General features: G+C 63.9%; 8 protein-coding genes. 5 read left to right on the top strand and 3 right to left on the bottom strand.

Annotation, left to right across the window (positions count from 1 at the left end; translation table 11 throughout):
• Positions 1 to 23: 23 nt before the first annotated feature.
• The 3 genes from CAF73_RS20790 to CAF73_RS20800 form a co-directional block, all read right to left on the bottom strand.
• Positions 24 to 1457: a catalase gene (locus CAF73_RS20790; protein WP_085700392.1), complete on the bottom strand. Its 1434-nt coding sequence runs from the start codon at positions 1455 to 1457 to the stop codon at positions 24 to 26.
• Between the two features lie 136 nt (positions 1458 to 1593).
• Positions 1594 to 2010, bottom strand: a complete 417-nt coding sequence (locus CAF73_RS20795) for an organic hydroperoxide resistance protein (protein ID WP_085700391.1) — start codon at positions 2008 to 2010, stop codon at positions 1594 to 1596.
• Between the two features lie 40 nt (positions 2011 to 2050).
• On the bottom strand, positions 2051 to 2455 hold the full coding sequence (locus CAF73_RS20800) for a hypothetical protein (RefSeq protein ID WP_085703685.1): 405 nt from the start codon (positions 2453 to 2455) through the stop codon (positions 2051 to 2053).
• An 811-nt stretch (positions 2456 to 3266) separates the two neighbouring features.
• Between CAF73_RS20800 and CAF73_RS20805 the strand changes: the two genes are divergently transcribed.
• The 5 genes from CAF73_RS20805 to CAF73_RS20825 are packed head-to-tail and all read left to right on the top strand — an operon-like array spanning position 3267 to position 26358.
• Positions 3267 to 12275, top strand: coding sequence for a non-ribosomal peptide synthetase (locus CAF73_RS20805; protein ID WP_085703686.1), 9009 nt, complete (start codon positions 3267 to 3269; stop codon positions 12273 to 12275).
• Positions 12272 to 16384 carry a non-ribosomal peptide synthetase gene (locus CAF73_RS20810; protein WP_085703687.1) on the top strand — a complete coding sequence of 1371 codons (4113 nt, stop codon included), beginning with the start codon at positions 12272 to 12274 and terminating at the stop codon, positions 16382 to 16384. Before CAF73_RS20805 ends, CAF73_RS20810 begins: the two co-directional genes overlap by 4 nt.
• Positions 16384 to 25473 carry an amino acid adenylation domain-containing protein gene (locus tag CAF73_RS20815; protein WP_371918977.1) on the top strand — a complete coding sequence of 3030 codons (9090 nt, stop codon included), beginning with the start codon at positions 16384 to 16386 and terminating at the stop codon, positions 25471 to 25473. Before CAF73_RS20810 ends, CAF73_RS20815 begins: the two co-directional genes overlap by 1 nt.
• Positions 25470 to 26159, top strand: a complete 690-nt coding sequence (locus CAF73_RS20820; protein WP_085703689.1) for a hypothetical protein — start codon at positions 25470 to 25472, stop codon at positions 26157 to 26159. The genes CAF73_RS20815 and CAF73_RS20820 overlap by 4 nt, the downstream gene beginning before the upstream one ends.
• Positions 26152 to 26358: an MbtH family NRPS accessory protein gene (locus tag CAF73_RS20825; RefSeq protein ID WP_085700385.1), complete on the top strand. Its 207-nt coding sequence runs from the start codon at positions 26152 to 26154 to the stop codon at positions 26356 to 26358. The genes CAF73_RS20820 and CAF73_RS20825 overlap by 8 nt, the downstream gene beginning before the upstream one ends.
• Position 26359 lies beyond the last annotated feature (1 nt).

Genomic DNA, 26359 nt, shown 5'->3' on the forward strand with positions numbered 1-26359 from the left:
GGCCCTGCTTGCATCATTGCGGATCAGCCCAGCGCTTCGATGGCCTGCGCAACACCTGCACCGTACGCCGGATCGGCACGGGTGCAGTTATCGATGTGGCGTTGTCGGGTCTGGGCGCTGGCGCCATGGATCGAGCGCGCCGTGTTCTCAAACAAGACCTGTTGCCGGGCGGGCGACATGGCCCGGAACAGCGCACCCGGTTGCGAGAAGTAATCGTCGTCCTCGCGATGATTCCAGTGTCCGGCACTGCCTTTGAGGGCCAGCGGTGGCTCACTGAAATCCGGTTGCTCGGCCCACTGGCCGTAGCTGTTGGGCTCGTAGCCGATTGTGCTGCCCGCGTTCGCATCGGTGCGCATCTGGCCGTCCCGGTGATAGCTGTTGACCGGGCAGCGCGGCGCATTCACCGGGATCTGATGATGATTGACGCCGACGCGATAGCGCTGTGCATCGCCGTAGGAGAACAGTCGTGCCTGAAGCATTTTGTCCGGCGAGAAGCTGATGCCGGGCACCACGTTGGCCGGGTTGAAGGCTGCCTGTTCGACGTCGGCAAAGTAGTTGTCGGGGTTGCGGTTGAGTTCGAGCACACCGACTTCGATCAGCGGGTAATCCGCGTGGGGCCAGACTTTGGTCAGGTCGAACGGGTTGATCGGATAAGTCTCGGCATCCAGCTCCGGCATCACTTGCACGTAGAGCTTCCATTGCGGGAAGTGACCTTCCTCGATCGCGTTGTACAGGTCGCGCTGGGCGCTTTCGCGGTCATCGCCGATCAGGGTTGCGGCTTGTTGGTCGGTGAGGTTTTCAATGCCTTGCTGGGTCTTCCAGGTGAATTTCACCCAGAAACGCTCGTTCGCCGGGCTGATGAAACTGAAGGTATGGCTGCCGAAACCGTGCATATGGCGATAGGTGCGCGGCAGTCCGCGGTCGCTCATGACGATCGTGACCTGATGCAGCGCCTCGGGCAGCAGTGTCCAGAAATCCCAGTTGTTGCGGGCGCTGCGCAGGTTGGTGCGCGGGTCGCGTTTGACCGCATGGTTGAGGTCGGGGAATTTCAACGGATCGCGCAGAAAGAACACCGGCGTGTTGTTGCCCACCAGGTCCCAGTTGCCTTGCTCGGTATAGAACTTGATGGCGAATCCACGGATGTCGCGCTCGGCATCCGCCGCGCCACGTTCGCCGGCCACGGTCGAGAAGCGCACGAACACATCGGTGGTCTTGCCCACGCAGGAAAACACTTTGGCCTTGGTGAAACGGGTGATGTCGTGGGTGACGGTGAAAGTGCCAAACGCACCCGAACCCTTGGCGTGCATGCGCCGCTCAGGAATGACTTCGCGATCGAAGTGCGCAAGTTTTTCCAGCAACCAAACGTCCTGCAACAGCATCGGGCCTCTCGGGCCGGCGGTCTGTACGTTGTTGTTATCAACCACGGGCGCGCCCGCGGCAGTCGTCAGCTTGTTCATGCGCAACTCCTGGCTTTTGTCGGTTTCCCGCCATCACATCAAAAGCCCCGGGCGCGATCTATTGCACCATGGTGTCGCCGGATAGTACGAAGGTGTGGTTGGAAGACTGGGCGTTTTGCTGTGGGCAAAAGGCGGATCAGGCGAGGGTGATGCTGACCTTGATGTTGTTGCGCGTGGCCTTGGAGTAAGGGCAATTCTGGTGCGCCGCGTCGATCAGTTGTTGCGCCACCTCAGGCTCGATCTCCGGCAGTGACACCGCCAGTCTCGCCTGCAGGAAAAAACCCTGCTCCCCATGGACCAGATCGATTTGAGCATCGACTCCGGCCGTTGCCGGAAAACCGATCTTGCGCGCGTTGCAGGCATGGCGCAGTGAGCCCAGAAAACAGGCCGACCAGCACACGGCAAACAATTGCTCGGGGTTGGTTCCGCTGCCGGGTGCGCCCGGTGGAGAAAGCTTGAGATCCAGTCGGCCATCCTGACTGCGCCCTGTGCCCTCGCGACCTCCTGTGGTGTGGGTATGCGCGGAGTAGAGGGTTTTTTCGATATCAATCATGGGCATTCCCTGAAGAGCATTGCACAGCGAGAAGGGCGGTTCACGTTGCCCGTGTGGCTTCATGGCATTCGCGTATGGGCGCACCCGCTAAAGCGTCGGCCGTGGCCACGGCGTCAGTGCCGCGATGGCCCGGATTGTTGAGCAGAGTCGAGCGCGCGATCTCGATCAGCCAGGCGCGAAACGGAAAGCTCGGGTCATGGGCGGCCTGTTCCTGATAGAGCATCCTGAAAGCTTGCTGGACGAGGTTGCCGGTGTCTTCACGACGGATCCGCCCGGCCTGCGCCTGTCCCTCGTAAAAGGCGATGAGTAACGGCGTCACCGTCGCGAACAGTTGTTGCGCCTCCCCCCGGCCATGGCTGACGGCACCCGCGACCAAGGCATACAGTTCGTCATTGCCGAGCCGGTCAGCCTCGCGCAGGCAATTGTTGCGATAACCTTCAGCCATGGTCGAATCCCTCGCAAAACCATCGTTCGACTGAGCGAGGCGACCGAAAAGGTTCGCAGGTGGCCTGGCGTTCAGCGGTGAGATTCAAGCCTGCCTTCACGGCCGAATGACTGCCAGTTATGCGTTGTTAGCGTTTGTTAGCGCTGGGTGATTGCAACACGTCGCGCGGTGGTTTTTTCACTGGCCGGTCAAGACTCTGCGCGGGTTTCGAGGCCCGTTGCATGGGCGAAACGGTGGGGCGGTGTTCGAGCATTTTTGACATTCCTGTCTCTTTGCCATCGTCACAAGGGTGTAGGAAACAGCTGATATTTATTTCGTCGAATTCCTACATTTTGTTTGCCTCACCAGCAAAAAACGTGGTTATTATCCGCCGGCGCTTCGGGTCATAAACCCGGCGCCAGAAGATTGCCGTGTGTCTACAGACCCGGCAGTCGCAGCCGATCGGGACCACCCTGGCGCTGTCATCCCCGCGCAGGTTGTTCCTCGTCGTTGACCCTCAAATGGAAGTCGAGGTTTCAATTGGTCACGCGGTTTGCAATTGTCGATGCAATGAACGGGGCGACATCTGTCGCCAATGATTCGGCCCACTTTCCAGTTGCCTGCGCCGACCGCGCGGCGGCGTTCTTCTCCAGCCTGTCTCCCCCCGATTTTCTGCGTGTGCCCGCGTTCAACGCGAGTCTGCACGCGCGCGCCGCGCCATCCTCCTGAATTCGAATGACCGTGCCGGCACCTGATGCCGGGGCCTGACCGGCAGGGCGCGTGCTGTCTCTGCCTGATCACAAAAATAATGTAGTCACGGACGGTATCTCCGATGCTCGACAACACTTCCTTGCGTGGGACGAATCCCGCGCAGCCCGACTTTTCCTCGTTGAAACCGTTCGATGCAGACCTGTGCGTGCACGGTCTGTTTGAGGCGCAGGTGCTGCGCAACCCCGAGGCCATCGCTGCACGCTGGCAGGAGCAAGCGCTCGGTTACCGTGAACTGAACACCCGCGCCAATCGGCTGGCCCATCACTTGCGCAACCTTGGGGTCGGACCGGACGTGCGAGTCGGGCTGTGTCTGGAGCGTTCGCTGGAGATGTTGGTCGGCGTACTCGCCGTGCTCAAGGCCGGCGGCGCCTATGTGCCGCTGGACCCGGCATATCCGCAGGCGCGGCTGGCGCACATGCTGGCCGACAGCGCACCGCCGGTGGTGCTGACCCATGGCTTGGCGCGCGAGGCATTGCGGGCGGCGCTCGAACAGTCGGCGACTGCCCCCGCGATATTGGATCTGGCCGACGCCTCCGATTGGTCTTCGCTCCCGGCAGACAACCTCGATCCTCACGCTATCGGCCTGACATCCCGACACCTGGCTTACGTGATCTACACCTCCGGTTCCACCGGCACCCCGAAAGGCGTGATGGTCGAGCATCGCGGGCTGGTCGCCGTGAGCGCCGATTGGGCGCAGCTCTATGGCTTGGCCGGCCCGATCAACCACCTGCAAATGGCCGGTTTTTCCTTCGACGTGTTCAGCGCGGACCTGATCCGTTCGCTGGGTTTTGGCGGCACGCTGGTGCTCTGCCCACGGGACACTCTGATGGATCCTCCGGCCCTGTATCGCCTGATGCGCGAGGCGCAGATCGGCTTTGCCGACTTCGTGCCGGCACTGCTCAATCCGCTGCTGGCGTGGGTCGAAGAGACCGGCCATGACTTGTCGTTCCTGCGCACCGTGATCTGCGGCTCCGACATCTGGACCGCCCACAGCGCGCGGCAATTGCGCAGGCTTTGCGGTGATCGGGTGCAGATCGTCCAGGCCTATGGCGTGACCGAAGCGAGCATCGACAGCACCTGCTTTGAATTCACCGAAAACAGCCAGATCGACGCGGTGCTGCCTATCGGCCGGGCACTGCCCAACACCCGGATTTATCTGCTCGACGCTGACGGCACACCGGTTGCCGAGGGCGTTGCGGGCGAGCTGTACATCGGCGGCGTCGGCGTGGCGCGCGGTTATCTGAACCGGCCGCAACTGACTGCCGAACGCTTCATCGACAGTCCATTCGTGGCGGGCGAACGCCTTTACCGCACCGGGGATATGGCGCGGTATCGGGCCGACGGGCATCTGGAATTCCTCGGCCGCAACGATTCCCAGGCCAAGTTGCGTGGCCTGCGTCTGGAGCTGGGGGAAATCGAAACGCGACTGGCGGATATTCCGGGCGTGCGCGACAGCGTAGTGCTGCTGCGCCAGGACAGTCCCGGTGAACCACGGCTGGTTGCCTATTACTGCGAAAAGCCAGACACAGCGCTGAGCCCGCGTTCACTGCGTGAACAGCTGCACAAAAGCCTGCCGGACTACATGGTGCCGACCGCGTTCGTGCGGCTCGACAAGCTGCCGCTGACCGCCAACGGCAAGGTTGATCGGCCCGGTCTGCCGGCGCCGGACGTCGAGGCGTTTGATCAGCAGGAATACCAGGCGCCCCAAGGATCGCTGGAAACTGCGCTCGCCGCGATCTGGGCCGACGTGCTCGGCGTCGAGCGGGTCGGGCGACAGGATCAGTTCTTCGCCCTCGGCGGTCACTCGCTGCTGGTGATGCGCGTGCTGGCGCAGGTTCGTCATTCGCTGGGGCTGGAAGTCGCGCCTTCGACGTTGTTTGCTGCACCGGTTCTGGCGCAGTTCGCCGAACGGCTGCAAGCCAGTCAGGCTGCGGCTCGTCCAGCGATCACAAGCCTTGAACGCGTGGGCGCGCAAACGTTGTCGTCTGCCCAGCAACGCCTGTGGTTTCTGGCACAAATGGAGGGAGGCAACGCGGCGTATCACATGCCGCTGAACCTGCGTCTGCGCGGTGCGCTGGACGTGGCGGCACTCGAACGCAGCTTCAATCAGCTGGTGGCGCGCCATGCTGCGCTGCGCACGACGTTCATCGCCGTTGAGGGGGAAGGGCGTCAACGGGTGTCGCCGCCAGCGCACAGCATCCGGCTGACGGTGACTGACGTGCAGGGCCTCGATGCGCAAGAGCGCCTGACCCGCTTGATCGACGAGGAGGGCAGTCGACCGTTCGACCTGAGCCATGGCCCGTTGATGCGGGTCAGCCTGCTGCGATTGGCGGCGGATGACCATGTGTTGCTGCTGACCCAACATCACATCATCTCGGATGGCTGGTCGATGGGCGTGCTCACCCGAGAGCTTGGGCAACTGTACGCAGCGGCGCTGCTGGATCGCGACGATCCGCTGCCGCCATTGCCGGTGCAGTACGTGGATTACGCGGTGTGGCAAAAGCAGTGGCTGTCCGGCGAGGTGCTGGAGCAGCAGAGTCGTTACTGGCGCGAAACCCTCACCGGCGCGCCGGTGCTGCTGGAACTGCCGACCGATCACAAGCGTCCGCCCGTGCAGGATTATCTCGGCGGCTTCGTTCCATTGGTCTTCGACGAAGCGTTGACCGTGCGATTGAAAGCCCTGGGCATGCAGCAAGGCACCACGCTGTTCATGAATTTGCTGGCTGGTTTTTCGCTGCTGTTGTCGCGCCTGTCGGGACAAAACGATGTGGTGATCGGCGTGCCATCGGCCAACCGTCCGCAGCAGGAGCTGGAAGGGCTGATCGGTTTCTTCGTCAACACCCTCGCGCTGCGCATGACGCGGTCAGGTACGCCGTCGGTGGCGCAATGGCTGCAACAGGCGCGGCGAGTGGCGCTGGACGCTCAGGAGCATCAGGACCTGCCGTTCGAGCAAGTGGTGGAATTGCTCAACCCGACGCGCAGTCTGGCCCACAGTCCGCTGTTTCAGGTGCTGTTCGCCTGGGAGCAGGATCAGGATTCCGACCTGTTGCTGAGCGGGCTGGACGTTACACCGATCGAGAGCAGCCATCAGGTGGCCAAGTTCGATCTGCAACTGGCGCTCAGTGAGCGCGACGGGCAGATCGTCGGTGGTCTGGAATATGCCTCGGGCCTGTTCGAGCGCCGCACCGTCGAGCAGTTCGGCGAGTACCTGCGTCGGGTGCTGACGCAAATGGTCGAGGACAGCCAACAGTCGCTGGCGGGGATCAAGCTGCTGAGCGCCGAGCAACACCAGCAAATCGTTCATGACTGGAACCGCACCGCGCGCAATACCGCGTCGTTGCCCGGTTGCGTTGAGCGCTTTGAAGCCCTGGCCCGGCAAACGCCCGACGCCGTGGCGCTGCTCGCCGACCGCGAACAACTGAGCTATGGCGAACTGAATCGCGCGGCCAATCGCCTCGCGCATTACCTGATCGAACAAGGCGTCGGCCCCGAGCATCGCGTCGGTTTGTGTCTGGAGCGCTCGCCGCACATGGTCATCGGCCTGTTGGCGATCCTCAAGGCCGGCGCGGCGTACGTGCCGTTCGACCCGGCTTACCCGAGCGAGCGTCTGGCGTTCATGTTCAGCGATGCCGCGCCGACCCTGTTGCTGACGCAATCAAGCCTGATGGCCGGGCTGCCGGCGAACGAGGCGAAAATCTGCTGTATGGACACTGAAACCTCGCAATGGGCGCAACTCCCAACGGATGATCCGCAAGTCACGGTAAGCCCGGAACACCTCGGCTACGTGCTCTACACCTCCGGCTCCACCGGACGCCCGAAAGGCGTGGCCCACAGCCGTCGCGCGCTGGACAACCTGATTGCCTGGCAACTCGATCAGGCCACGGCACCGCAGCGTGTGCTGCAATTCGCCTCGCTGAACTTCGACGTCTCGTTCCAGGAAATCTGCAGCACGCTCTGCCAGGGAGGCAGCCTGTTGCTGATGACTGAAGCCAGCCGCAAGGACCTTGCCGCGCTGCGTCCGACGCTGGTGGCCGAAGGCGTGCAGCGAGCGTTCCTGCCGTTCGCCGTGTTGCAGCAACTCGCCGGTCTGACAGAGCCCGATGCGCCGACGCCCGCCGGCGGTTGCGAGATCATCACCGCCGGTGAAGCCTTGCAAATCAATGACGAGCTGCGCGGGTTTGTTCGTGGACTGGGCGGTGCTCAGTTGCACAACCAGTACGGGCCGACCGAAACCCATGTGGTCAGCCAGTTCAGCCTTGAGTGCAACGAGGCCGATTCCTGGCCGGACGCGCCGCCCATCGGACGGCCCATCGCCAACGCGCGGCTGTACGTGCTGGACGAGCACTTGAATCCGGTTCCGGTCGGCGTCGCGGGCGAGTTGCACATCGCCGGCGCCTGTCTGGCCCGTGGCTATCTGAACCGCCCGGACCTGACCGCCGAACGCTTTCTGCCGGATCCGTTCAGTGCCGAGCCGGGCGCGCGGATGTACCGCAGCGGCGACCTCGCGAAATTCCTGGCCGACGGCAACGTGCAGTACCTGGGACGCATCGACCAACAGGTGAAACTGCGCGGCTTTCGCATCGAACTCGGCGAGATCGACAGCCTGTTGCACCAGCAGCCCGGCGTGCAGGAAGCCGCCGTGCTGCTGCGTGAAGACGTCGCCGGGGACAAGCGTCTGGTGGCCTACGTGGTCGGCACCGCAACGAGTGAATTCTTGCGTGGCGAACTGCAACGCCAGTTGCCCGAACACATGATCCCGAGCGCCTGGGTGCGGCTCTCGCAACTGCCGCTGACCCGTAACGGCAAGCTCGACCGCCAAGCGCTGCCGGCGCCGGAACGCAGTGCCGGGGCGACTTACGAAGCGCCGCGTAACGACACTGAACGGCAGATGGCCGAGATCTGGGCCGAGGTGCTCAAGTGCGAGCGAGTGGGCATCCACGACAACTTCTTCGACCTCGGTGGCCACTCGCTGCTGGCGACGCGGATGATCTACGCGATCAACCAGCGGATGGGCGCGCAACTGTCCCTGAGCAGTCTGTTCCAGACGCCCGTATTGATGGATCTGGCGGCGCAGGTCTCGCGTGATGATCAGAGCATCGAGCCAGCGTTCATCCAGATCGGGCCGGATCGTGCTAATCGACATGAACCGTTCCCCCTGACCGATATCCAGCAAGCGTACTGGTTCGGTCGCGAGACCACGGTCAGCCTTGGCGGTGTCAGCGCTCACGGCTACGAAGAGCTGCGCATTCCCGGGTTCGACGCCGAACGTTTCGAGCTGGCGCTGAACCGCATGATCCAGCGCCACGACATGCTGCGCGTGATCTTCCTCAGCGACGGTACGCAACAAGTGCTGGCGCAGGTGCCGACCTATCGCATGCCTCGCAGCGATCTGCGCGGTTTACCCGCCGATGTGGCGCAGCGCACGCTGGAAGCGACCCGCGAACGCCAGTCCCATCAGGTGCTGGATGCCAGTTGCTGGCCGCTGTTCGAGTTCAGCCTGTCGTTGCTGGATGACGGCATCACCCATTTGCACATCAGCCTCGACGCGCTGATCGTCGACGCCGCGAGCACGCAGATTCTCGCCCGCGAACTGATGGCGTTCTACGTCGATCCGGTGCTGGAACTGGCCGAGCCGGGCCTGACTTTCCGCGACTACGTGCTGGCCGAACAACAGCTGCGTAACGGTCGCCGCTACGAGCAGGCGCTGGGCTACTGGCGTGAACGGGTGACCACTCTGGCCCCGGCGCCGGACCTGCCGCTGGTGCGCCAGCCCGAAAGCATCGCCAACCCGCACTTTACCCGCCGTGACCGCGACATGTCGGCGGCGCAGTGGGCGCAACTCAAAGCCGTGGCCAAACAGTTTGCGGTGACGCCGTCGGTGATGCTCCTGACTGCGTTCAGCGAAGTGCTGGCGCTGTGGAGCCGCACACCGCGCTTCACCCTGAGCCTGCCATTGTTCAACCGCATGCCGTTGCACCCGGATGTCGATGAAATCATCGGCGACTTCACTTCGCTGGTGCTGCTGGAAGTCGGTATCGACGGGGCGCTCAGTTTCACCGACAAGGCCCGCGCCGTGCAGGCGCAGCTGTGGCGCGACATCGACCATTCGGTGGTCAGCGGCGTGCGGGTGCTGCGCGAATTGTCCCAGGCACGGGGTGTGCAGCAGACGGCGATGCCGATCGTGTTCAACAGCACGCTGTCCGAGGCGGCGCCGGAACTGGCCGAATTCAACCTGGCTGACGCGTTGAATGCCAAACACATGCACAGCATCACCCAGACCCCACAGGTTTGGCTCGACCACACCTTGCTGGAGCTGGAAGGACGCCTGTTGTTCAACTGGGACAGCATCGACGAGCTGTTCCCGCAAGGCATGATCGAGCAGATGTTCGTCGCCTATAACGCGCTGCTCGACAGCCTTTGCGAGCCGGCAGCCTGGGGCGCAAACACGCCTCGACTGTTGCCGCAGGCGCAGTTGCCGGCGCCGGTCGACAATCAGCAAACGCTGCCACTGATGCACGAATTGTTCGAACGTCAGGCCCTCGCCACGCCGGATGCACTGGCGGTGATCGGCGCACGGCAGCTGACCTACGCACAGTTGCGCAACGAGGCCCGGCAACTCGGCGCAAGACTGCAAGCGCAGGGCGTGGTGCCGAACCGGTTGGTCGCGGTGGTGATGGAGCGCGGCTGGGAGCAAGTGGTTGCGACCCTGGCGATTCTGTATGCCGGCGGTGCCTACCTGCCGATCGAACCGACCCAGCCAGCGGAACGATTGCGGCATATTCTGGAGCGGGCCGAGGCGAGTCTGGCCCTGACCCAACCGGCGCTGCTCGACCAAATCGAATGGCCGGCGCAGATCACGGCCATTGCCGTGACGGATGCAGTCTCAAACGATGTGCTGGCGCTGCAACCGGTGCAGGTGAGCGAAAGCGACCTCGCCTACGTGATCTACACCTCCGGCTCCACCGGTCAGCCGAAAGGTGTGGTGATCGATCATCGCGGTGCGGTCAACACGCTGCTCGACATCAACCGGCGCTTTGCCGTCGGCCCGAACGACCGCGTATTGGCGATCTCGTCGCTGAGTTTCGATCTTTCGGTCTATGACTTCTTCGGCACGCTGGCCGTGGGTGCTGCGGTGGTCATCCTCGACCCGCAACTGACTCTCGATCCGGCGCACTGGCTGCAATTGATCAAGCGTCATCAAGTCAGCCTGTGGAACTCAGTGCCGGCGTTGCTTGGCATGCTGATCGAGTACGCGGAGGGCGAGGGTGGTGCGTTGCCCGTCAGCCTGCGCGTGGCGATGCTGTCCGGCGACTGGATTCCATTGACCCTGCCCGAGCGGGCCTGGGCCTTGCAACCGGACTTGCAGTTGATCAGCCTGGGCGGCGCCACCGAAGCATCGATCTGGTCGATCTGCTATCCGGTGCAGCATGTCGACCCGGCCTGGCGCAGCATCCCCTACGGCAAGGCCCTCGATCATCAGCGCTTCTATGTGCTGGACGAAGCGCTGCAAGTGCGCCCGACCTGGGTCGCCGGGCAGCTGTACATCGGTGGTATCGGTCTGGCGAAAGGTTACTGGCGCGATGAAAAACTCAGCGCGGGCAGTTTCTTCGCCCATCCACTGACTGGCGAGCGGCTGTACCGCACCGGCGACCTGGGGCGCTTGCTGTCGGACGGCAACATCGAATTCCTCGGCCGCGAAGACAACCAGGTCAAGGTGCAGGGCTATCGCATCGAACTGGGCGAGATCGAAGCCGCGCTCAATCGCCATCCCGGCGTGCAGAGCGCGGTGGTGCGGATTCTCGGCAGCACGCTGGGCGAGAAGCGCCTGGCGGGTTATGTACTCAAGGCCGATCCGGCGTTGCAGGCCAGCGATTTCAGCACGTACCTGAGCGACAAACTGCCGGCCTACATGATTCCGGCGTCGTTCACCTTCGTCGAGGCCTGGCCGTTGTCGTCCAACGGCAAGGTCGACAAGAAACGCCTGCCCGAACCTGAGCAGATCGAGCAGCAGGGGCCGGCGCTGGAAGTCGAGGGCCCGCAGGAACAGCGGCTGGTGGAAATCGTGCAGGGCGTACTCAAGCGCGATTCCATCGCCGCCAACGCCAACCTGCTGAACCTCGGCGCAACGTCGATCGATATCGTCCGGATCAGCAACGCCTTGTCCGGTGCCTTGCAGTTCCGCCCGCACGTGGCGCAACTGCTGGCCCAGCCGACGTTGCTGCATTTGCTCGGCATGTATCGCCAGAACCGCGCGCGTCAGGAACTGCTCGGCAACGTGCAGCAGACGCCGGAGCCCGTGCAGGACATCATCGAAGATCCCCAGCAGCGTGCGCAGTTCAAGGCTGAGCAGCGCGGTCGCCGTGAGTTTGTTCGAACCCTGCCGGCGCTGGCGCTGGATCTGCCGCAAGACCCGGCTTTCGCCCGGCGTCTGAGCGATTACCGCTCGGTGCGTCAATACGATCGGCAACCGATCGCCACCCAGGCCTTCGCGCACGTGCTGGCAGCGCTGGCCCAAGGACAACTCGACGGTGAGGTGAAATACCAGTTCCCGTCGGCGGGCGGCCTGTATCCGATTCAGGCCTACCTCTACGTCAAGGCGGATCGCGTGCTCGGTGTGCCCGGTGGTGCGTATTACTACGATCCGCGCCAGCATCGTTTGCTGGCGCTCGAGAGTGGATTGCTCGACCCGGACACCTACGACTATTTCGTCAACCGTCCGGTGTACGAGAACGCCGCGTTCTCGCTGTTCTTCATCGCCGACATGGCCGCGATCCGGCCGCTGTATGGCGAGCGCAGCCGCGACTTCTGCCACATCGAAAGCGGCGCCATGGCCCAGTTGCTGAGCATGACCGCCGTCGAACACGGTCTGGGTCTGTGCGGCATCGGCTCGGTCGAGGAGCAGCAACTGACGGCGCTGTTCGACCTCGGGCCGAGTCATGAATTGATCTACTCGATGATCGGCGGGCTGCGCACGGCCGATGAACAGCACCGCGCGCCGGTCGAGGCGTTTGCCATCGAGCCTGTGAGCGCCAGCCTGGACGACGAAGACATGGAGGAGTTCGAAGTATGAATGCCGATCAATTGCTGGCGTTGTTCGCTCGCCATGGCGTGGCGCTCGAAGTGGACGGTGACAGGCTGCGCTGCAAGGCGCCGCGCGGGTTTCTCACCGAAGAGCTGACCCAGGCGCTCAAGCGCCACAAACAGGAACTGATCGCCTTGCTCGGCGGGCACGCTGACGCGGCGATTCCCCGTCGCACTGGCGAACACGCGTCCTGGCCGCTGTCGTTTTCGCAGCGGCAACTGTGGTTTCTCGATCAACTGGAACCTGGCAACCCGTTCTACAACGTGCCCACGGCGGTGACGCTCAAAGGGCAGTTGGACGTCGCCCGGCTGGAACGAGCGTTGAATGAACTGGTTGCCCGCCACGAAGTCCTGCGCACGACGTTTTGCAAGTTCGACGGTGAACCGCGTCAGGTGGTGCATCCGTCGATGCCGCTGTCGTTGTCGGTGACGGATCTGCGCCAGTTGCCTGGCAAAGAGCGTGAGCAGCAAGTGCGATTCGCCGTCGAACAGGACGCCCGGGCGCCGTTCGATCTGGCCACCGGACCCTTGCTGCGGGCGTCGCTACTGCGTGTGGCAGACGACGAGCATCTGTGGCTGTACAGCGTGCATCACATCATCGCCGACGGCTGGTCGATGGGCGTGATCCTGCAGGAGGTGGCCACGTTGTACGGCGATTATGTGCGGGGCGAAACCCCGTCACTTGCGCCGCTGCCGGTGCAGTACGCCGACTATGCCTGCTGGCAGCAACAACGTGTGGGCGGTGCGGTGCTGGACGCTCAGCTCGATTACTGGCGGCGCAACCTGGACGACGCGCCGCTGTTGTCGACCTTGCCCGCCGACCGGCCGCGGCCGTTGGTGCAGCGTTATGTCGGCGCCACTTTCAGCTCCTCGGTCGATGGCGGCACCTTGCGCGAACTCACGGCGCTGGCCCGGCAGACCCAGGGCACGCTGTTCAACGTGCTGCTCGGCGCTTTGGCGGTGTTGTTGTGGCGCCACAGCGGTCAGCAGGATCTGTGCATCGGCACGCCGTTCGCCAACCGCAATCGCCCGGAAGTCGAGCCGCTGATCGGTCACTTCGTCAACACGCTGGTGCTGCGTCAGCGCCTGAATCCGCAGCAGACCTTCGCCGAACTGCTGCGCGAAGTGCGCGGCCAGATGCTCGACGTCCATGCCCATCAGGACGTGCCGTTCGACCGCGTGGTCGAAGCGGTCAACCCGCAGCGCGACCCCGGTCATTCACCGTTGTTCCAGGTGATGCTGGTGCTGCAGAACACGCCGGGCAACGCGGTGTCGATGCCCGAGCTGGAACTGGCGCCGTTCGGCACCACTAGCGCCACGGCCAAGTTCGATCTGGCATTCGAATGGGTCGAGCGGGCAGGGCGGCTGGACTTGCTGGTGGAATACAACACCGACCTCTACGACGTTGCGACCATCGAGCGCCTGAGCGGGCACTACCGTCATCTGCTCGAACAGATCGCCGCCGACGCCAAGCAACCGATCAATGCTTTGCCGTTGATGAACGAGGCGGAGCGCCAGCAAGTGCTGGTCGACTTCAACCGCGCCGCGCCACTGACGCAAGTGGCGCCCTGCGTGCATCAACTGGTCGAGGCGCAGGCCGCGAGCAACCCTCAGGCTTGCGCGGTGGTATTCGAGGGAGAAGCCCTGAGCTACGCCGAACTCAATGCCAGGGCCAACCGACTGGCGCGGCATTTGCGCACGTTGGGCGTCGGCCCGGATGTGCGCGTGGCGGTGTGCATCGAGCGTTCGCTTGAATTGCCGGTGGCGCTGCTGGCGGTGCTCAAGGCCGGTGGCGCCTACGTGCCGCTGGATCCGGATTATCCGCTGGGACGCCTGAGCCATATGCTCGGCGACAGCACCCCGGCGGTGCTGCTGACGTTCGGTTCGGCGCAGGGGATTTTGCGTCAGGCCGTGCAAGGCTCGACCTGGGAAGCGCCGATCCTCGACCTCGAACAAGATGCCGCGAGCTGGGCGTCGTTGCCGGTGGACAATCTCGACCCACGCAATGTCGGCGTCACCCCTGACCATCTCGCCTACGTGATCTACACCTCCGGCACCACCGGTTTGCCCAAGGGCGCGATGGTCGCCCACCGTGGCTTGAGCAACCTGCTGCTTTGGTGTTTGCAGGTGTGCGGCGAAGCGGGGGCGATGCTGCACAAGATCCCGTTCGGTTTCGACGCCTCGGCGTGGGAGACCTTCTGGCCGTTGGCAACTGGCGGACGGCTGGTGATCGCGCGGCCCGGCGGGCATTACGAGCCGGCGTATCTGGCGCGCGAGGTGCGCGAGCAGCAGGTCACGGCGCTGGTGTTCGTGCCGGCGATGTTGCAACTGTTTCTGGAGGTCGACGAGGTCAGTCAGTGTGCGTCGCTGACCGATGTGTTCAGTGGCGGCGGTGAACTGCCGCCGGCTCTGGCCCGGCGCTTCCAGGAGCGTCTGCCCCATGCGCGGTTGCACAATGTCTACGGCCCGACCGAAACCACGGTGATCAACAGCATCTGGACCCTTGAGCCCGGCGCCGACGTGCCGGCCCGGCAACTGCCGATCGGTCGGCCAATTTCCAACAATCGCTTTTACGTGCTCGATGATCGCGACGAGCCGGTGCCGGTGGGCGTGACCGGGCATCTGCATATTGGCGGCGTGGGCGTGGCCCGGGGTTATCTGGGGCTGGCGCAACTGAGTGCCGAGCGCTTTATCGACAACCCGTTTGTGTCAGGTGATCGGCTCTATCGCAGCGGCGATCTGGCGCGTTATCGCCCGGACGGCCAGCTGGAGTTTCTCGGTCGCAACGATTTTCAGGTCAAGTTGCGCGGCGTGCGCCTGGAACTGGGCGAGATCGAAGCCCGGCTCGAAGCGTTTCCCGGCATTCGCAGCGCGGTGGTGTTGATGGTCGGTGAAGCGGCGCAGGACCAGCGGCTGGTGGCTTGTTGCGTGGTGGCCGAGCCCGTTGACGAAGCGGCGGTGCACGCCCATCTGGCGACAACCCTGCCCAGAGCGGTGATCCCCGGCAGCTATCTGTGGCTGGACGCGCTACCGCTGACCGCCAACGGCAAGGTTGATCGCCCTGCGCTGACAGCGTTGGCGGATGAAGAAATGGTCAACCGTCAGGTCAACCTGAGCAGCCCGCGCGACCACATCGAGCTGGCGCTGTACCAGATCTGGAAAAGCCTGTTGCTGGCGCCGCAGATCGGCATTCGCGACAACTTCTTCAATGTCGGCGGCACCTCTATCGCCGCGATCAAAATGGCCCATGAAATCAGCCGGCAGTTCGCGGTCGAAGTGCCGGTGCGCGTGGTGCTCAGCTACCCGACCATCGAGGCGCTGGGTGGCTGGTTGCGGGTTGGCGCCAATCCGGCGCTGACCCAGAGCAACCTGATCGAATTCCGGCGCGGCAGCGGCCAGCACAACGTGGTGTGCATTCACCCGGCGGGCGGTACGGCGTTCTGTTATCTGTCGCTGGCCAAGGTGCTGCCGGATGAAACCGGCGTGTACGGGGTGCAATCGCCGGGCCTGAATCCGGGGGAGAGTATCGAACCGACGGTCGAGGCGATGGCCGAGGCCTACTTGCGCCAGATCGAACCGCTGACGCAGCAACCGCTGATCCTCACCGGGCTTTCATTCGGTGGGCTGGTGGCCTATGAAATGGCGCGGCGGTTGACGGCGGCGGGGCATCGGCAGGTGACCGTGGTGCTGCTCGACACCCAGGGTAGCGACGACCCTGGTTTCCGCGAACAGATCGGCACCGTGGACATGGCCGAGTTCCGCGACAAACTGGTGCGCTTCAACGGCATGTACCCCGGCATCGAAGACGCCCAGGTCGAACGCTACTTCAACATCTACAACCACAACCGCTTGGCCATGGCCGCCTATGAGTGCGCGCCGCGCGCCGGTCGCGTGGTGCTGATTCAGGCGCGGGAAGATTTCAGCCGCCATCAGTTGCACGAACTGCGCGGGTTCTGGCGCCGCCGCTCGGGCAGCGGCTATCTGGCGAAGCTGGTCAGCGGCGGGCACTGGGACATGCTCGAAAGCGCGGAAATCCACCGGGTCTCGCAAATCATCCGTCGGGAGCTGCAACGCTTCGACGCGCAGGAGGCGAAATGATGAGTGCACCCAAAGACATGCCGTTGCTCGCGCGTTTTGCCGAGCACGTGCGAAATAATCCGCAAGCCCCGGCAGTGATCGATCAGTCGCTCACGCTGACCTATGCCGAACTGGCCAGCGCCAGCGAACGCATTGCCCGAGGATTGCTGGCACGGGGTGTCGAACCCGGCCAGTCGCTGGCGTTGTGCATGCCGCGCTGCTGGCAGTGGCTGGCGGCAATTCTCGGCGCGTTGAAAGTCGGCGCGGTGGTGGTGCCGCTGGATCGGGCGAGCCCGCGCAAACGTCGGGAGTTGATGCTGGCGGATGCGGCGTGTGTCGGCCTGATTACTTTGGAGGAGGAACCGCAGTGGTCGCCTTCTTTGTGGCAAACCGGCATCGAGACTTTGCTCGATCAACCTGACGCTCCGCCGCAAACACTGGCCGAAGACTTTGCCGAGGTGGTGTTCCTGTTCTACACCTCGGGCACCACCGGCACGCCGAAAGCGGTCGAGGTGGGCGAGCGCGGTCTGCTGCGGCTGGCGCACACCGACGGTTATATCGAGATTTACCCGACGGACCGGTTTGCCTGCCTGTCCAACCCGGCATTCGATGCGTGCAGTTTCGAACTGTGGGCGCCGCTGCTCAACGGTGGTTGCTGCGTGATGATCGCCGACGAGGACGTGCTGGACGGGCGTCGACTGGCCGAGGTGCTGGAGCGCACGCAAGTCGACAACCTGTTCATGACGGTGTCGCTGTTCAATACCTTGATTGCCGAGTGGCCGTCGTGCTTTGCCAGCGCACGTCAGGTGTTGATCGGTGGCGAGCAGATCAGCGCCGCTGCAGTCCGGGCGTGGTATCGGGCCAATCCAGAGAGCCAGTGCCGGATTCATAACGTCTACGGCCCCACCGAATGCACCACGTTTGCGCTGTGCTGGCCGATCAGCCGCGACTTTACCGGTGACCTGGCGCCCATTGGCCGAGCGCTGCCGGATACCGGCGTGCAGGTGCTGGATGAACAGCAACGGCCGGTGCCGGCGGGAGAGGTGGGCGAGCTGTATCTGAGTGGCAGCGGCGTCGCCCGAGGCTATCGCAACCGGCCCGAAGAAACGGCTCGCCAGTTCGTCCGTTTGCCCGATCTCGACGGGGGGGCGCAGGTGCATTACCGCACCGGCGATCTGGTGCGGTGCAATGCCGAAGGCTTGATCGAGTACCTGGGGCGGGTCGACCGACAGGTGAAGATTCGTGGTTTCCGGATCGAGCCGGGGGAGGTGGAGCAACGCATGCTGGAGCACCCGGGCGTGGCGCAGGCGTACGTCTGCACGCGGCGGCTGGCGGCTGAAGATCATCAGCTGCTGGCGTTTGTCGTGCCGCGCGGGGATCTGGACTATCACGCGTTCGAAACTCACCTGCGGGCACAACTGGCGCCGTATATGCGGCCGCATCAGTTGTTCCTGCTGGAGCGCCTGCCGCTGACGGCCAATGGCAAGATCGACCGCGACGGCTTGCTGGCCCAAGGGTTGAGTACTTGGCATCCAGTCTTGACGGCAACGGATAACGAAAGCGCTTCACCGGCGCTGGACTGGTTACTGAGTCAGGCCCGTTCGCTGCTCGGCCAACCCGCTCTGAGTGCGCAGGACGACTGGCTGGCCAGCGGCGGCGATTCGCTCAAGGCGATGCGCCTGCGTTCGGCAATCCGTGTTCGTTGGCAGCGCGAGATCGCTATCGACACGTTGCTCAACGAGCCTTTCTCGTCATTGGCCGAACGACTGACCGGTCAAACCACCTGCGATTCGATCTACCCGCCGGCGCCTCCGATCAGTAGCGCCAAACGCCTGCCGGCCACCGCCGAACAGCGCCGCTTGTGGCTGTTGCAACAACGCTCGCCGACCTCGACCGCCTACAGCGTGCCGCTGATTCTGCATCTGGCGGCGGGCGTTGATGTCGCGGCGCTGGCCGAGGCCGTGGGGCGTCTGGTGCTGCGCCATCCGGGATTGCGCACGGCTTTTGCGCCCGGTGCCGATGGACTTGATCAGGTCATCGCCGAGCAGGGGCCGACCTGTCGCACCTTCGCGGTCGGGCATTTCACCGAGGATAACTGGCAGGCCTTCGCTGAATGGGTGTTCGCCGCGCCATTCGAGCTGACCACCCCGAACCTGTTTCAGTCCTGGTTGTTGCCGTTCGCCGATGGCAGCTGTCGGCTGTTGCTGAACCTGCATCACATCATCGTCGATGGCTGGTCGGTGAACCTGTTGTTCGACGACCTGGTGCAGCTCTATGCCGATATCCTGCAAGGCCACGACAGCCCGACGCCAGTTGCCCGATTGACGACGCTGGAGTTTGGTCAGTGGCAACGCCAGTGGAGCGTCAACCCGCATTATCGTGACCAGCGCCGCGCACTCGCCGAGTTGCATCGCCGTCAGGAAGAACCGTCGCCGGCCCTGATGCCAATGCGCAAAATCAGCCCGGACGCCCGTTTGCACCGGGAACCCTTGGGCGCCATCCGAAGCGCAGCCCTCGAACGCTTTTGCACCCAACAACGACTGACCCGTTTCGAAGTGCTGTTCAGTGTCTTCGCCTGGAGCCTGTACGCCCTGACCGGGTGCGAGCGGCCACGGATCGCCAGCCCGGTGTCCAACCGACCGTTGGTGGAGTTCGAAGATACCGTCGGCATGTTTGCCAACACCGTGTTGATTCCCACCACCGTTGAACACGGATTCACGCTGAGCGAGCAGTTGCGCCAACAGACCGCCACCGTGCGCGAAGTGCTGGCGTTGCAGGACGTGGCGCTGGCGGATCTGGTGGAAGACCTGCGGCTGTCGTCGAACCCTTCTTTGTTCGATTTCATGTTCGTGCTGGAAAACACCGATTACGCCGCGTTGGCCGACTCGAACCTGCGCGCCACGCTGGAATTCAACGAGCAGTTGCACGCCAAGTGCCCGCTGACCTTGTTGATGGTCGGCAGCGGGTCGCAACTGGAATGCTGGTGGGAATATCAGTGCAACTACTTCGATGCCGAACAGATGCGGGCGGTGAATGCGCTGTTCCGTCGAGGGCTGGATCTGTTGCTGGAAAGCCCGGCGGCCAGGCTCGATGATTTGCTCGGTCCGTATCGACGCAGCCTGCCACCGGCCAGCGAAGGTCCGAAGATTGCACTGCCGTTCAACACACTGGCGGACGGGTTCGAGCATCAAGTGCATTGCACGCCGCAGGCGGTCGCGCTGGTTCAAGGCCCGCAGCACCTCAGCTACAGCGAATTGAATACGCTGTCCGATGCTCTGGCAGCAACGCTGGTCGAGCGTCATCCATTGCCGACCGGGAATGCGCCGCTGCACGTCGTGCTGTTCCTCGATGCCTCGGTAGAGCACATCGTCGCCTTGCTGGCGCTGGCCAAACTCAACCTGACCGCCGTGCCGCTGGACCCTGCCTATCCGGTGGCGATCCAGCGGCAGGTGCTGGAGCAGGCGCAGCCGCATTGTGTGCTGTTCAGCGACACGACGGCGGCCGCGCTGGATGACCTGAACGCCGGACGATTTGTCACGCATCGGGTCGATCTGAACGCCAATGCCGGATCGTTCGAGCGTCCGCGCCACGCCGGTGAACGGCCGCTGTACACGCTGTTCACCTCCGGATCGACCGGCACGCCCAAAGGTGTGCAGGTGTCGGAGCGCACTCTGTGCAACCTGCTGCAATGGCAGCGCAGCGAAGGGCAGTTGCCGGCGAAAGCGGTAACCCTGCAGTTCTCGATGCTGTCGTTCGATGTGTCGTTTCAGGAGATTTTCAGCACCCTGTGCGGTGGCGGTTGTTATCACCTGATCACACCGCGCTGGCGTCAGGATGCCGAGGCGTTGCTGGATTACATGGTCGAGGCGCGGATCGAGCGTCTGTTCCTGCCGTACGTGGCCCTGCAGCATCTGGCGCAAACCGCGGTGGCCCGTGGCATTTATCCGTCGGCGTTGCGTGAGGTGATCACGGCCGGCGAGCAATTGCTCTGCACGGAGGCTTTGCGCAACTGGTTTGGCGGCATGCCGCAGGCCTCGCTGTTCAACCACTACGGTCCGACCGAAACCCACGTGGTCAGCGCCTGGCGCCTGCCGCCCGTAGCGCGGGACTGGCCGTTGCGCGCGCCGATCGGCCATGCCGTCGGTAATGCGCGGCTGTTGCTGGTCGATGAGCATGACCGTCCGGTCCCGATGGGCAGTCGCGGCTATCTGCTGGTGGCCGGGCCGATGGTTGCCCGCTGCTATCTGGCAGATCCTTCGCTGAACGCTGCGCGGTTTGTCGAACTGGCGGATGGCTGTTTGTACTACCGCACCGGCGATCTGGCGTGGGCCGATGCCCAAGACTGCCTGCATTACCTGGGACGTGACGATCAGCAGATCAAACTCAGCGGCCATCGTCTGGAACTGGGGCAGATCGAGGCGGCGCTGATGCAGGTGCCGGAAGTGGTCAACGCGGTGGTGGCGGTGCAGGCCGATCCGCCGAGGCTGATCGCCTGGCTGCAACTCGATGGCGAACCTGCAACCTCACAATTGCTGGATCGTCAGGTCGTGCGTCTGCTGCCGGCCCATGTGCGGATCGATGAATACCGACGGATCGACCTCTGGCCACGCACCCCCAGCGGCAAGATCGACCGCAAGGCTTTGGCGAATGTTGGCGAGGCGCTGGAGCGGCGCAGCACGCCACAACCGGTTGTTCAATTGACCGCGCTGGAACGACAACTGATCGAGTTGTTCCAGGCTGTGATCGGCCGTGACATCGAGCCGGAGCAGACCTTCTTCGAGGCCGGCGCCACCAGTCTCGGTCTGATGCGTTTGCATGGGCGTTACGCCGCAGAGCTGCCGCACAAGGTGACGATGGCCGATCTGTTCGAACACGTCACGGTGCGGCGTCTGGCGGCGCATCTGTCGACCGCACCGGTGGAGGTGGCGGAGCGTGTAAGGCTTTCCGATGCAGGCCATCAGCCGATGGCGATCATCGGCATGTCGGTGAATGTGGCCGGGGCGCAGAACCTGTCCGAGTTCTGGGCGATGGTGCAAGGCAATGAGTTGGGCATCGAGCACTTTGCTGCCGAAGAAGGCTTGATCGGCGCCCGCAGTCAGCTGGCCGGCATGCTCGATTTCGATCCCGAGTACTTCGGCATCAGCCGCCAGGAAGCGCGCCTGATGGACCCGCAACAGCGGCATCTGCTGATGGCGTGCGTGCAGGCCCTGCAACACGCGGCCATCGTCCCGTCGGCCGATGGCCCGCGCATCGGCCTGATCGCCAGTTGCGGCGAAACCACCTACTTCCAGCAGATGCTGCGCGAAACCGCCGAAGACGATCTGCCGGATGGTTTTCAGCTGGCGCTGCATCACGACAAGGACTTTCTGGCGACCAAAGCTGCGTATCACCTGGACCTCAACGGCCCGGCCCTGAGCGTGCAGGCCGCTTGCGGCAGTTCGCTGATTGCCGTGCACCTGGCCAGTTCGATGTTGCGTCAGGGCGACAGTGACGTGATGCTCGCGGCCGGGGTGCTGATCGACCCGACCCTGACCGAGGGCTACCGGCATCGCTCGCAGCACATCTTTTCCGCCGATGGTCTGTGTCGTCCGTTCAGCGACGACGCCAGCGGCACCCTTGGCGCCAGTGGTTACGGGGTGGTGGTACTCAAGCCGCTGGCCAGGGCGCGAGCCGATGGCGACCGGATCTACGCGCTGCTCGAAGGCTCGGCGTTGAACAACGATGGCCGGGCCAAGATGAGTTACACCGCACCGTCGGTGGCCGGGCAGAGTGCGGTTATCCGCGATGCCTTGAACCGCGCCGGGTTGAGCGGTGCCGACATCGGCTACATCGAAGCCCACGGCACCGGCACCTTGCTGGGAGATCCGATCGAAGTCGCGGCGCTGACCAAGGCTTTCGGCGATGCGCCGGCCGGCAGTTGCGCGTTGGCCTCGGTGAAGAGCCAGATCGGTCATCTGGGCGCGGCGGCGGGGGTGGTCGGGCTGATTCGTGCCAGTCTGTCGGTGTTCCATGGCGTGCTGCCGCCGAACCTCGGTTTTGGCCGGATCAACCCGCAGATCGATCTGGAGCATTCGCCGTTCTATGTGCCGACCACGTCCCGGCCATGGCCGCAAGGGCGGCGTCGGCTGGCCGGTGTCAGCAGTTTCGGGATTGGCGGGACCAATGCGCATGTCATCGTCGGCGCTGCGCCCAAGGCGCAGGAAGAGGGCGAGGAAACACTGCCGCTGCTGATGATATCGGCCCATGGCCGAACGGAACTGCTGCGCGATATCGCGGCGATTCGCGAATATCTGCAAACGAACCCGGGCCAGCACACCGCGTTGTTGCGGCACTTGCAGTCAGGTCGTCGGCAACTGCGTTGGCGCTTCGCGATGGTCTGCCGGGCAGGTGATGAGATTCCGTTGCAGCCAACTTCGATCAAGGAAATCACCGCTTCCGGCGCGCAGTTGATCGCCCGTGATCAAGCGCCGCAGGAACTGCTCGACGCCTGGTACGAAGGCGCGAATATCCAGTGGCCGCAGCGCTCGGCACCGCCACCCTGGGACTTGCCGCCGTCGTCGTTCGATCTTCAGCCGTATCGCTTCCAGACGCCTGTAGCTGCTCAACCTGATGCACCAGCCCTGGAGCGACAATCGCTGGCGGACTGGTTCCACCTACGTCAGTGGGTGCGCACCCGGCGTCTGAGCGGGATAACTACGGCCGGATCCCGTGAGGTGCTGATCCTGTGCAGCCACGAAGCGCCCGAATCGACCTTGCTCGCGAGCCTGAGCGCCGTGTACCGACGCGTGATTCAGGTCCGCGCGGGCAACGGCTTCAAACGCTTGAGTCCGGACCGTTTCGAGTTGGATCCTCTGGACACTGATGCCCTGAACCGGTTGCTCGCCGAAGTTGCTGAACCTGATCTCGGCGAACTCGACTGGCTGCATGCCTTGCCGCTGGCGGTGTCGGGCGCGGTCACCGAGCAATCGCTGGATCTGGCGCAGTGGGCCTGCCTGGATACGGTCAGTGCGCTGATGCAGGCCTGGGGGCAGACCGCGCGCACGACCCGTCTGCGCTTGTGGTTGATGTCATGGCAGGCGTGCCCGGTGGACGGCGTGGTTCAGCGTCCCGAGCTGTCGGCGCTGGCCGGCATCACCGAAGTGGTGCCGCAGGAATACCCGGTGCGTTGCCACTGGCTGGACTGGCCGTCGTCGCGCCTCGAAACCCAAGGCGCAGTGCTGGCGGCATTGCTGGCCGATCCTTCATCGTTGCCTCGGCGAATGGCGGTGCGCGACGGTTACCTCTGGCAGCCACGCCTGATGCCTCAGCCATTGACCGGCCCGGCAACCACGCCGCTTTTACCGGAAGACGGAACGTTCCTTGTGCTGGGCGGCAGCGGTGGCATCGGTCGGACCTTGTGTGAACACCTGCTCCAGGCACCCGCGCGCCGTGTGGTGCTGATCTCGCGCCAAGGGCAATTGCCTGAGTCACTGGCGACTTACAACTCGCGGATCGATTGCATCAAAGCGGATATCGCCGACCTGGCGCACTGGCCGCAGGTCCTCGATCAACTGGCGGTTCGTTACGGTCGTCTGAGCGGGGTGATTCATGCGGCGGGTGTGGGGGCGGGCAGTCTGATCCGTCATCGCGATGCCGGGCAAATGGCCGAGGCGATGGCCGCCAAGACCCGCGGCATGCTGGCGGTCGAGGCTTTGATCGAACACCTGAAACCGGGTTTTGTTCTGTACTGTTCGTCAATGTCGGCACTGTTCGGCGGCGCGGGGCATCTGGACTACGCAGCGGCCAGCGGGGTGCTCGACGGCTTCACCCACTATCGCCCGAATCCGGCCGACGCTTGCCTGCGCCTGGGGATCAACTGGGACATCTGGCGCGACATCGGCATGGCCACCACCAGCAACGGCGGAGACGCCGCGCATCTGGAGCATCTGACGGTCGGTCTTTCGGCGCAAGAGGGCTGCCGGGTGTTCGATCTGGCGATGGCGACGCAGTTGCCGCAACTGCTGATCTCCACTACCGGCATCGACACGGCGCGGCGGTTTTATCCGGTTCGCCATGGTGCCGTGGCCGCAGTGGTCGAGGCGCCAAAGGGCGTGGATCTGTCGGCGCGCTTGCGTGAGTGTCTGTGCAAGTGGCTCGGCGTGGCCGAGCTGGAAGATGACGATTCGCTGTACGACCTGGGCGCGGATTCGTTGACGCTGCTCGATCTGATCGACGAACTGCAGGCAGCCACCGGCGAGGTGTTCCAGTTGTCGCAATTCAGCCACAAGGTCAGCCTGAACGAGGTGCTGGGGCTGGTGTCGACCGCCACGTTTGAAGAGGCCGCCGTGACACTGCACGGCTGGCACGACGCGGTGCGGATCGATCAGTGGCATGCCGGTGCCGGCCGCGATTGGCTGTACCTGATCCACCCGGTGGGTGGTGATGTTCAGGCTTATCGGGAACTGGTCTCGGCGCTGCCGGCGGAACTGGGCGTGTGCGTGATCGCCGACCCGGCGCTGCGCCTGCCGCAGTTGCCGAACATCAGCGTGGAGGAACGTGGACTCTGGTATCTGGAGGCGATCAAGGCCCATCTTCCGCACGGCAGCACTTGGCGTCTGGCCGGCTGGTCGTTCGGTGCATGGGTGGCGCAGGCGCTGTGTCATCAGGCTCAGGCTGAGGGCTTCAGGCAACCGTTGTTGTACCTGATCGACCCGCCCGCACCGGATGCCGGTGCGGAGCTGGCCGGCATCGACGAACAGACCATCGAGCAAGTGTTCCAGCGCGAGTTCGCCCAGCGCTGGCCGGCGGTCGAAGGGCAGGGCTTGGCCGAGGAACGTCAGGCGTATCTGCAACGGTTGACGGTGTGCTGCCGCAACAACATGACCAGCATGATCGACTTCCAGTCGCCGGCGCTGGCAACAACAGCAGTGCGACTGTTCATCGCCGGGCACGCCAATCCTTACGGGCTGGGCAATGCCTGGAATCCGGATGACCTGCAACGCAGCTGGCAGGCCTTGCTGCCGCAGTTGCGCAGCAGGCAAACCCTGGACACCGATCACTACGGCATCGTGGCGGGCCGCTGGGCGCGGTTGTTGGCCGAAGTTATCGGTACGGATGAGCCAGCGCCATGAACGAACCGACCTTGATGCCGCAATGGTGGCTGGCCCTGACCAAGGTGCTGTGTGAAGTCGAACCGGACGAGGCCTTGCGTCTGCGCTTGAGCCGAGTCCGGGGACAGGTGCCGTTTCAGCTGTTTCATCTCTGGCAGGCTGACGTCGTCATGCCGATGCTCGGCGATGCCGTGCCTGAACATCAGCAGGCGCTGCTCGCGTTGCAAAGCCTGCACCAGCGAGCGGCGCTCGGCGTGATCGGGCGTCAGGGCGAATGGCGGGCAACGCTCAAACCGGTGTTGCTGGCGCTGTATCGCAAGGCCTATGCCTACGACGCGGCTTACGCCAAGGCCCACGCCAGTGCGCTGAGCTACGGCCTCGCGCCGGCTAACACCGCCATGATTGCCGAGCACTTCGGCGATGCCGAGGCGTTCGCCGAGTACTACGCGCAACTGAATACCGAGGCCGCTGCCACGGCGTTTGCCCAGGCCCATGCCAGCGCCAACGCCGAGGTCTCGGCCCGGGCTTTTGCGGCCGACGACGCAGCAACCTGCGCGCAGGTCTGTGGGTCGACCGTGCGGGTCTACGTCGGGGCATGTGCTTCGAGCGACGAACAGCGGCATGCCGCACTCAACCATCTCGCCGCCGGGCTCGAGCGAAGCCTGGCCACGCTGCAATCCCGTTCAACAGGAAAACGACATGAATGACGCACAACTGCAATTCGATGTGGTGATCAACGCCCAGGGCCAGTATTCCCTGTGGCCGGCGGGCAAGCCGATGGCCAGCGGCTGGAGCGAGGCGGGGATGCGCGGTGAGCGCCAGGACTGCCTGGATTACATCAATGAACACTGGATCGACATGCGCCCGCGTTCGCTGCGCGAGCAGTCATCGCTGTCGTTCCAATAAA

The organism is Pseudomonas sp. B15(2017), from assembly GCF_002113215.1.
Taxonomy (GTDB): domain Bacteria; phylum Pseudomonadota; class Gammaproteobacteria; order Pseudomonadales; family Pseudomonadaceae; genus Aquipseudomonas.

Excerpts from the sequence above, each read along its gene's own strand:
- CAF73_RS20790 (WP_085700392.1), bottom strand. The coding sequence starts at position 1,457 with ATGAACAAGCTGACGACTGCCGCGGGCGCGCCCGTGGTTGATAACAAC.
- CAF73_RS20795 (WP_085700391.1), bottom strand. The coding sequence starts at position 2,010 with ATGATTGATATCGAAAAAACCCTCTACTCCGCGCATACCCACACCACA.
- CAF73_RS20800 (WP_085703685.1), bottom strand. The coding sequence starts at position 2,455 with ATGGCTGAAGGTTATCGCAACAATTGCCTGCGCGAGGCTGACCGGCTC.
- CAF73_RS20805 (WP_085703686.1), top strand. The coding sequence starts at position 3,267 with ATGCTCGACAACACTTCCTTGCGTGGGACGAATCCCGCGCAGCCCGAC.
- CAF73_RS20810 (WP_085703687.1), top strand. The coding sequence starts at position 12,272 with ATGAATGCCGATCAATTGCTGGCGTTGTTCGCTCGCCATGGCGTGGCG.
- CAF73_RS20815 (WP_371918977.1), top strand. The coding sequence starts at position 16,384 with ATGAGTGCACCCAAAGACATGCCGTTGCTCGCGCGTTTTGCCGAGCAC.
- CAF73_RS20820 (WP_085703689.1), top strand. The coding sequence starts at position 25,470 with ATGAACGAACCGACCTTGATGCCGCAATGGTGGCTGGCCCTGACCAAG.
- CAF73_RS20825 (WP_085700385.1), top strand. The coding sequence starts at position 26,152 with ATGAATGACGCACAACTGCAATTCGATGTGGTGATCAACGCCCAGGGC.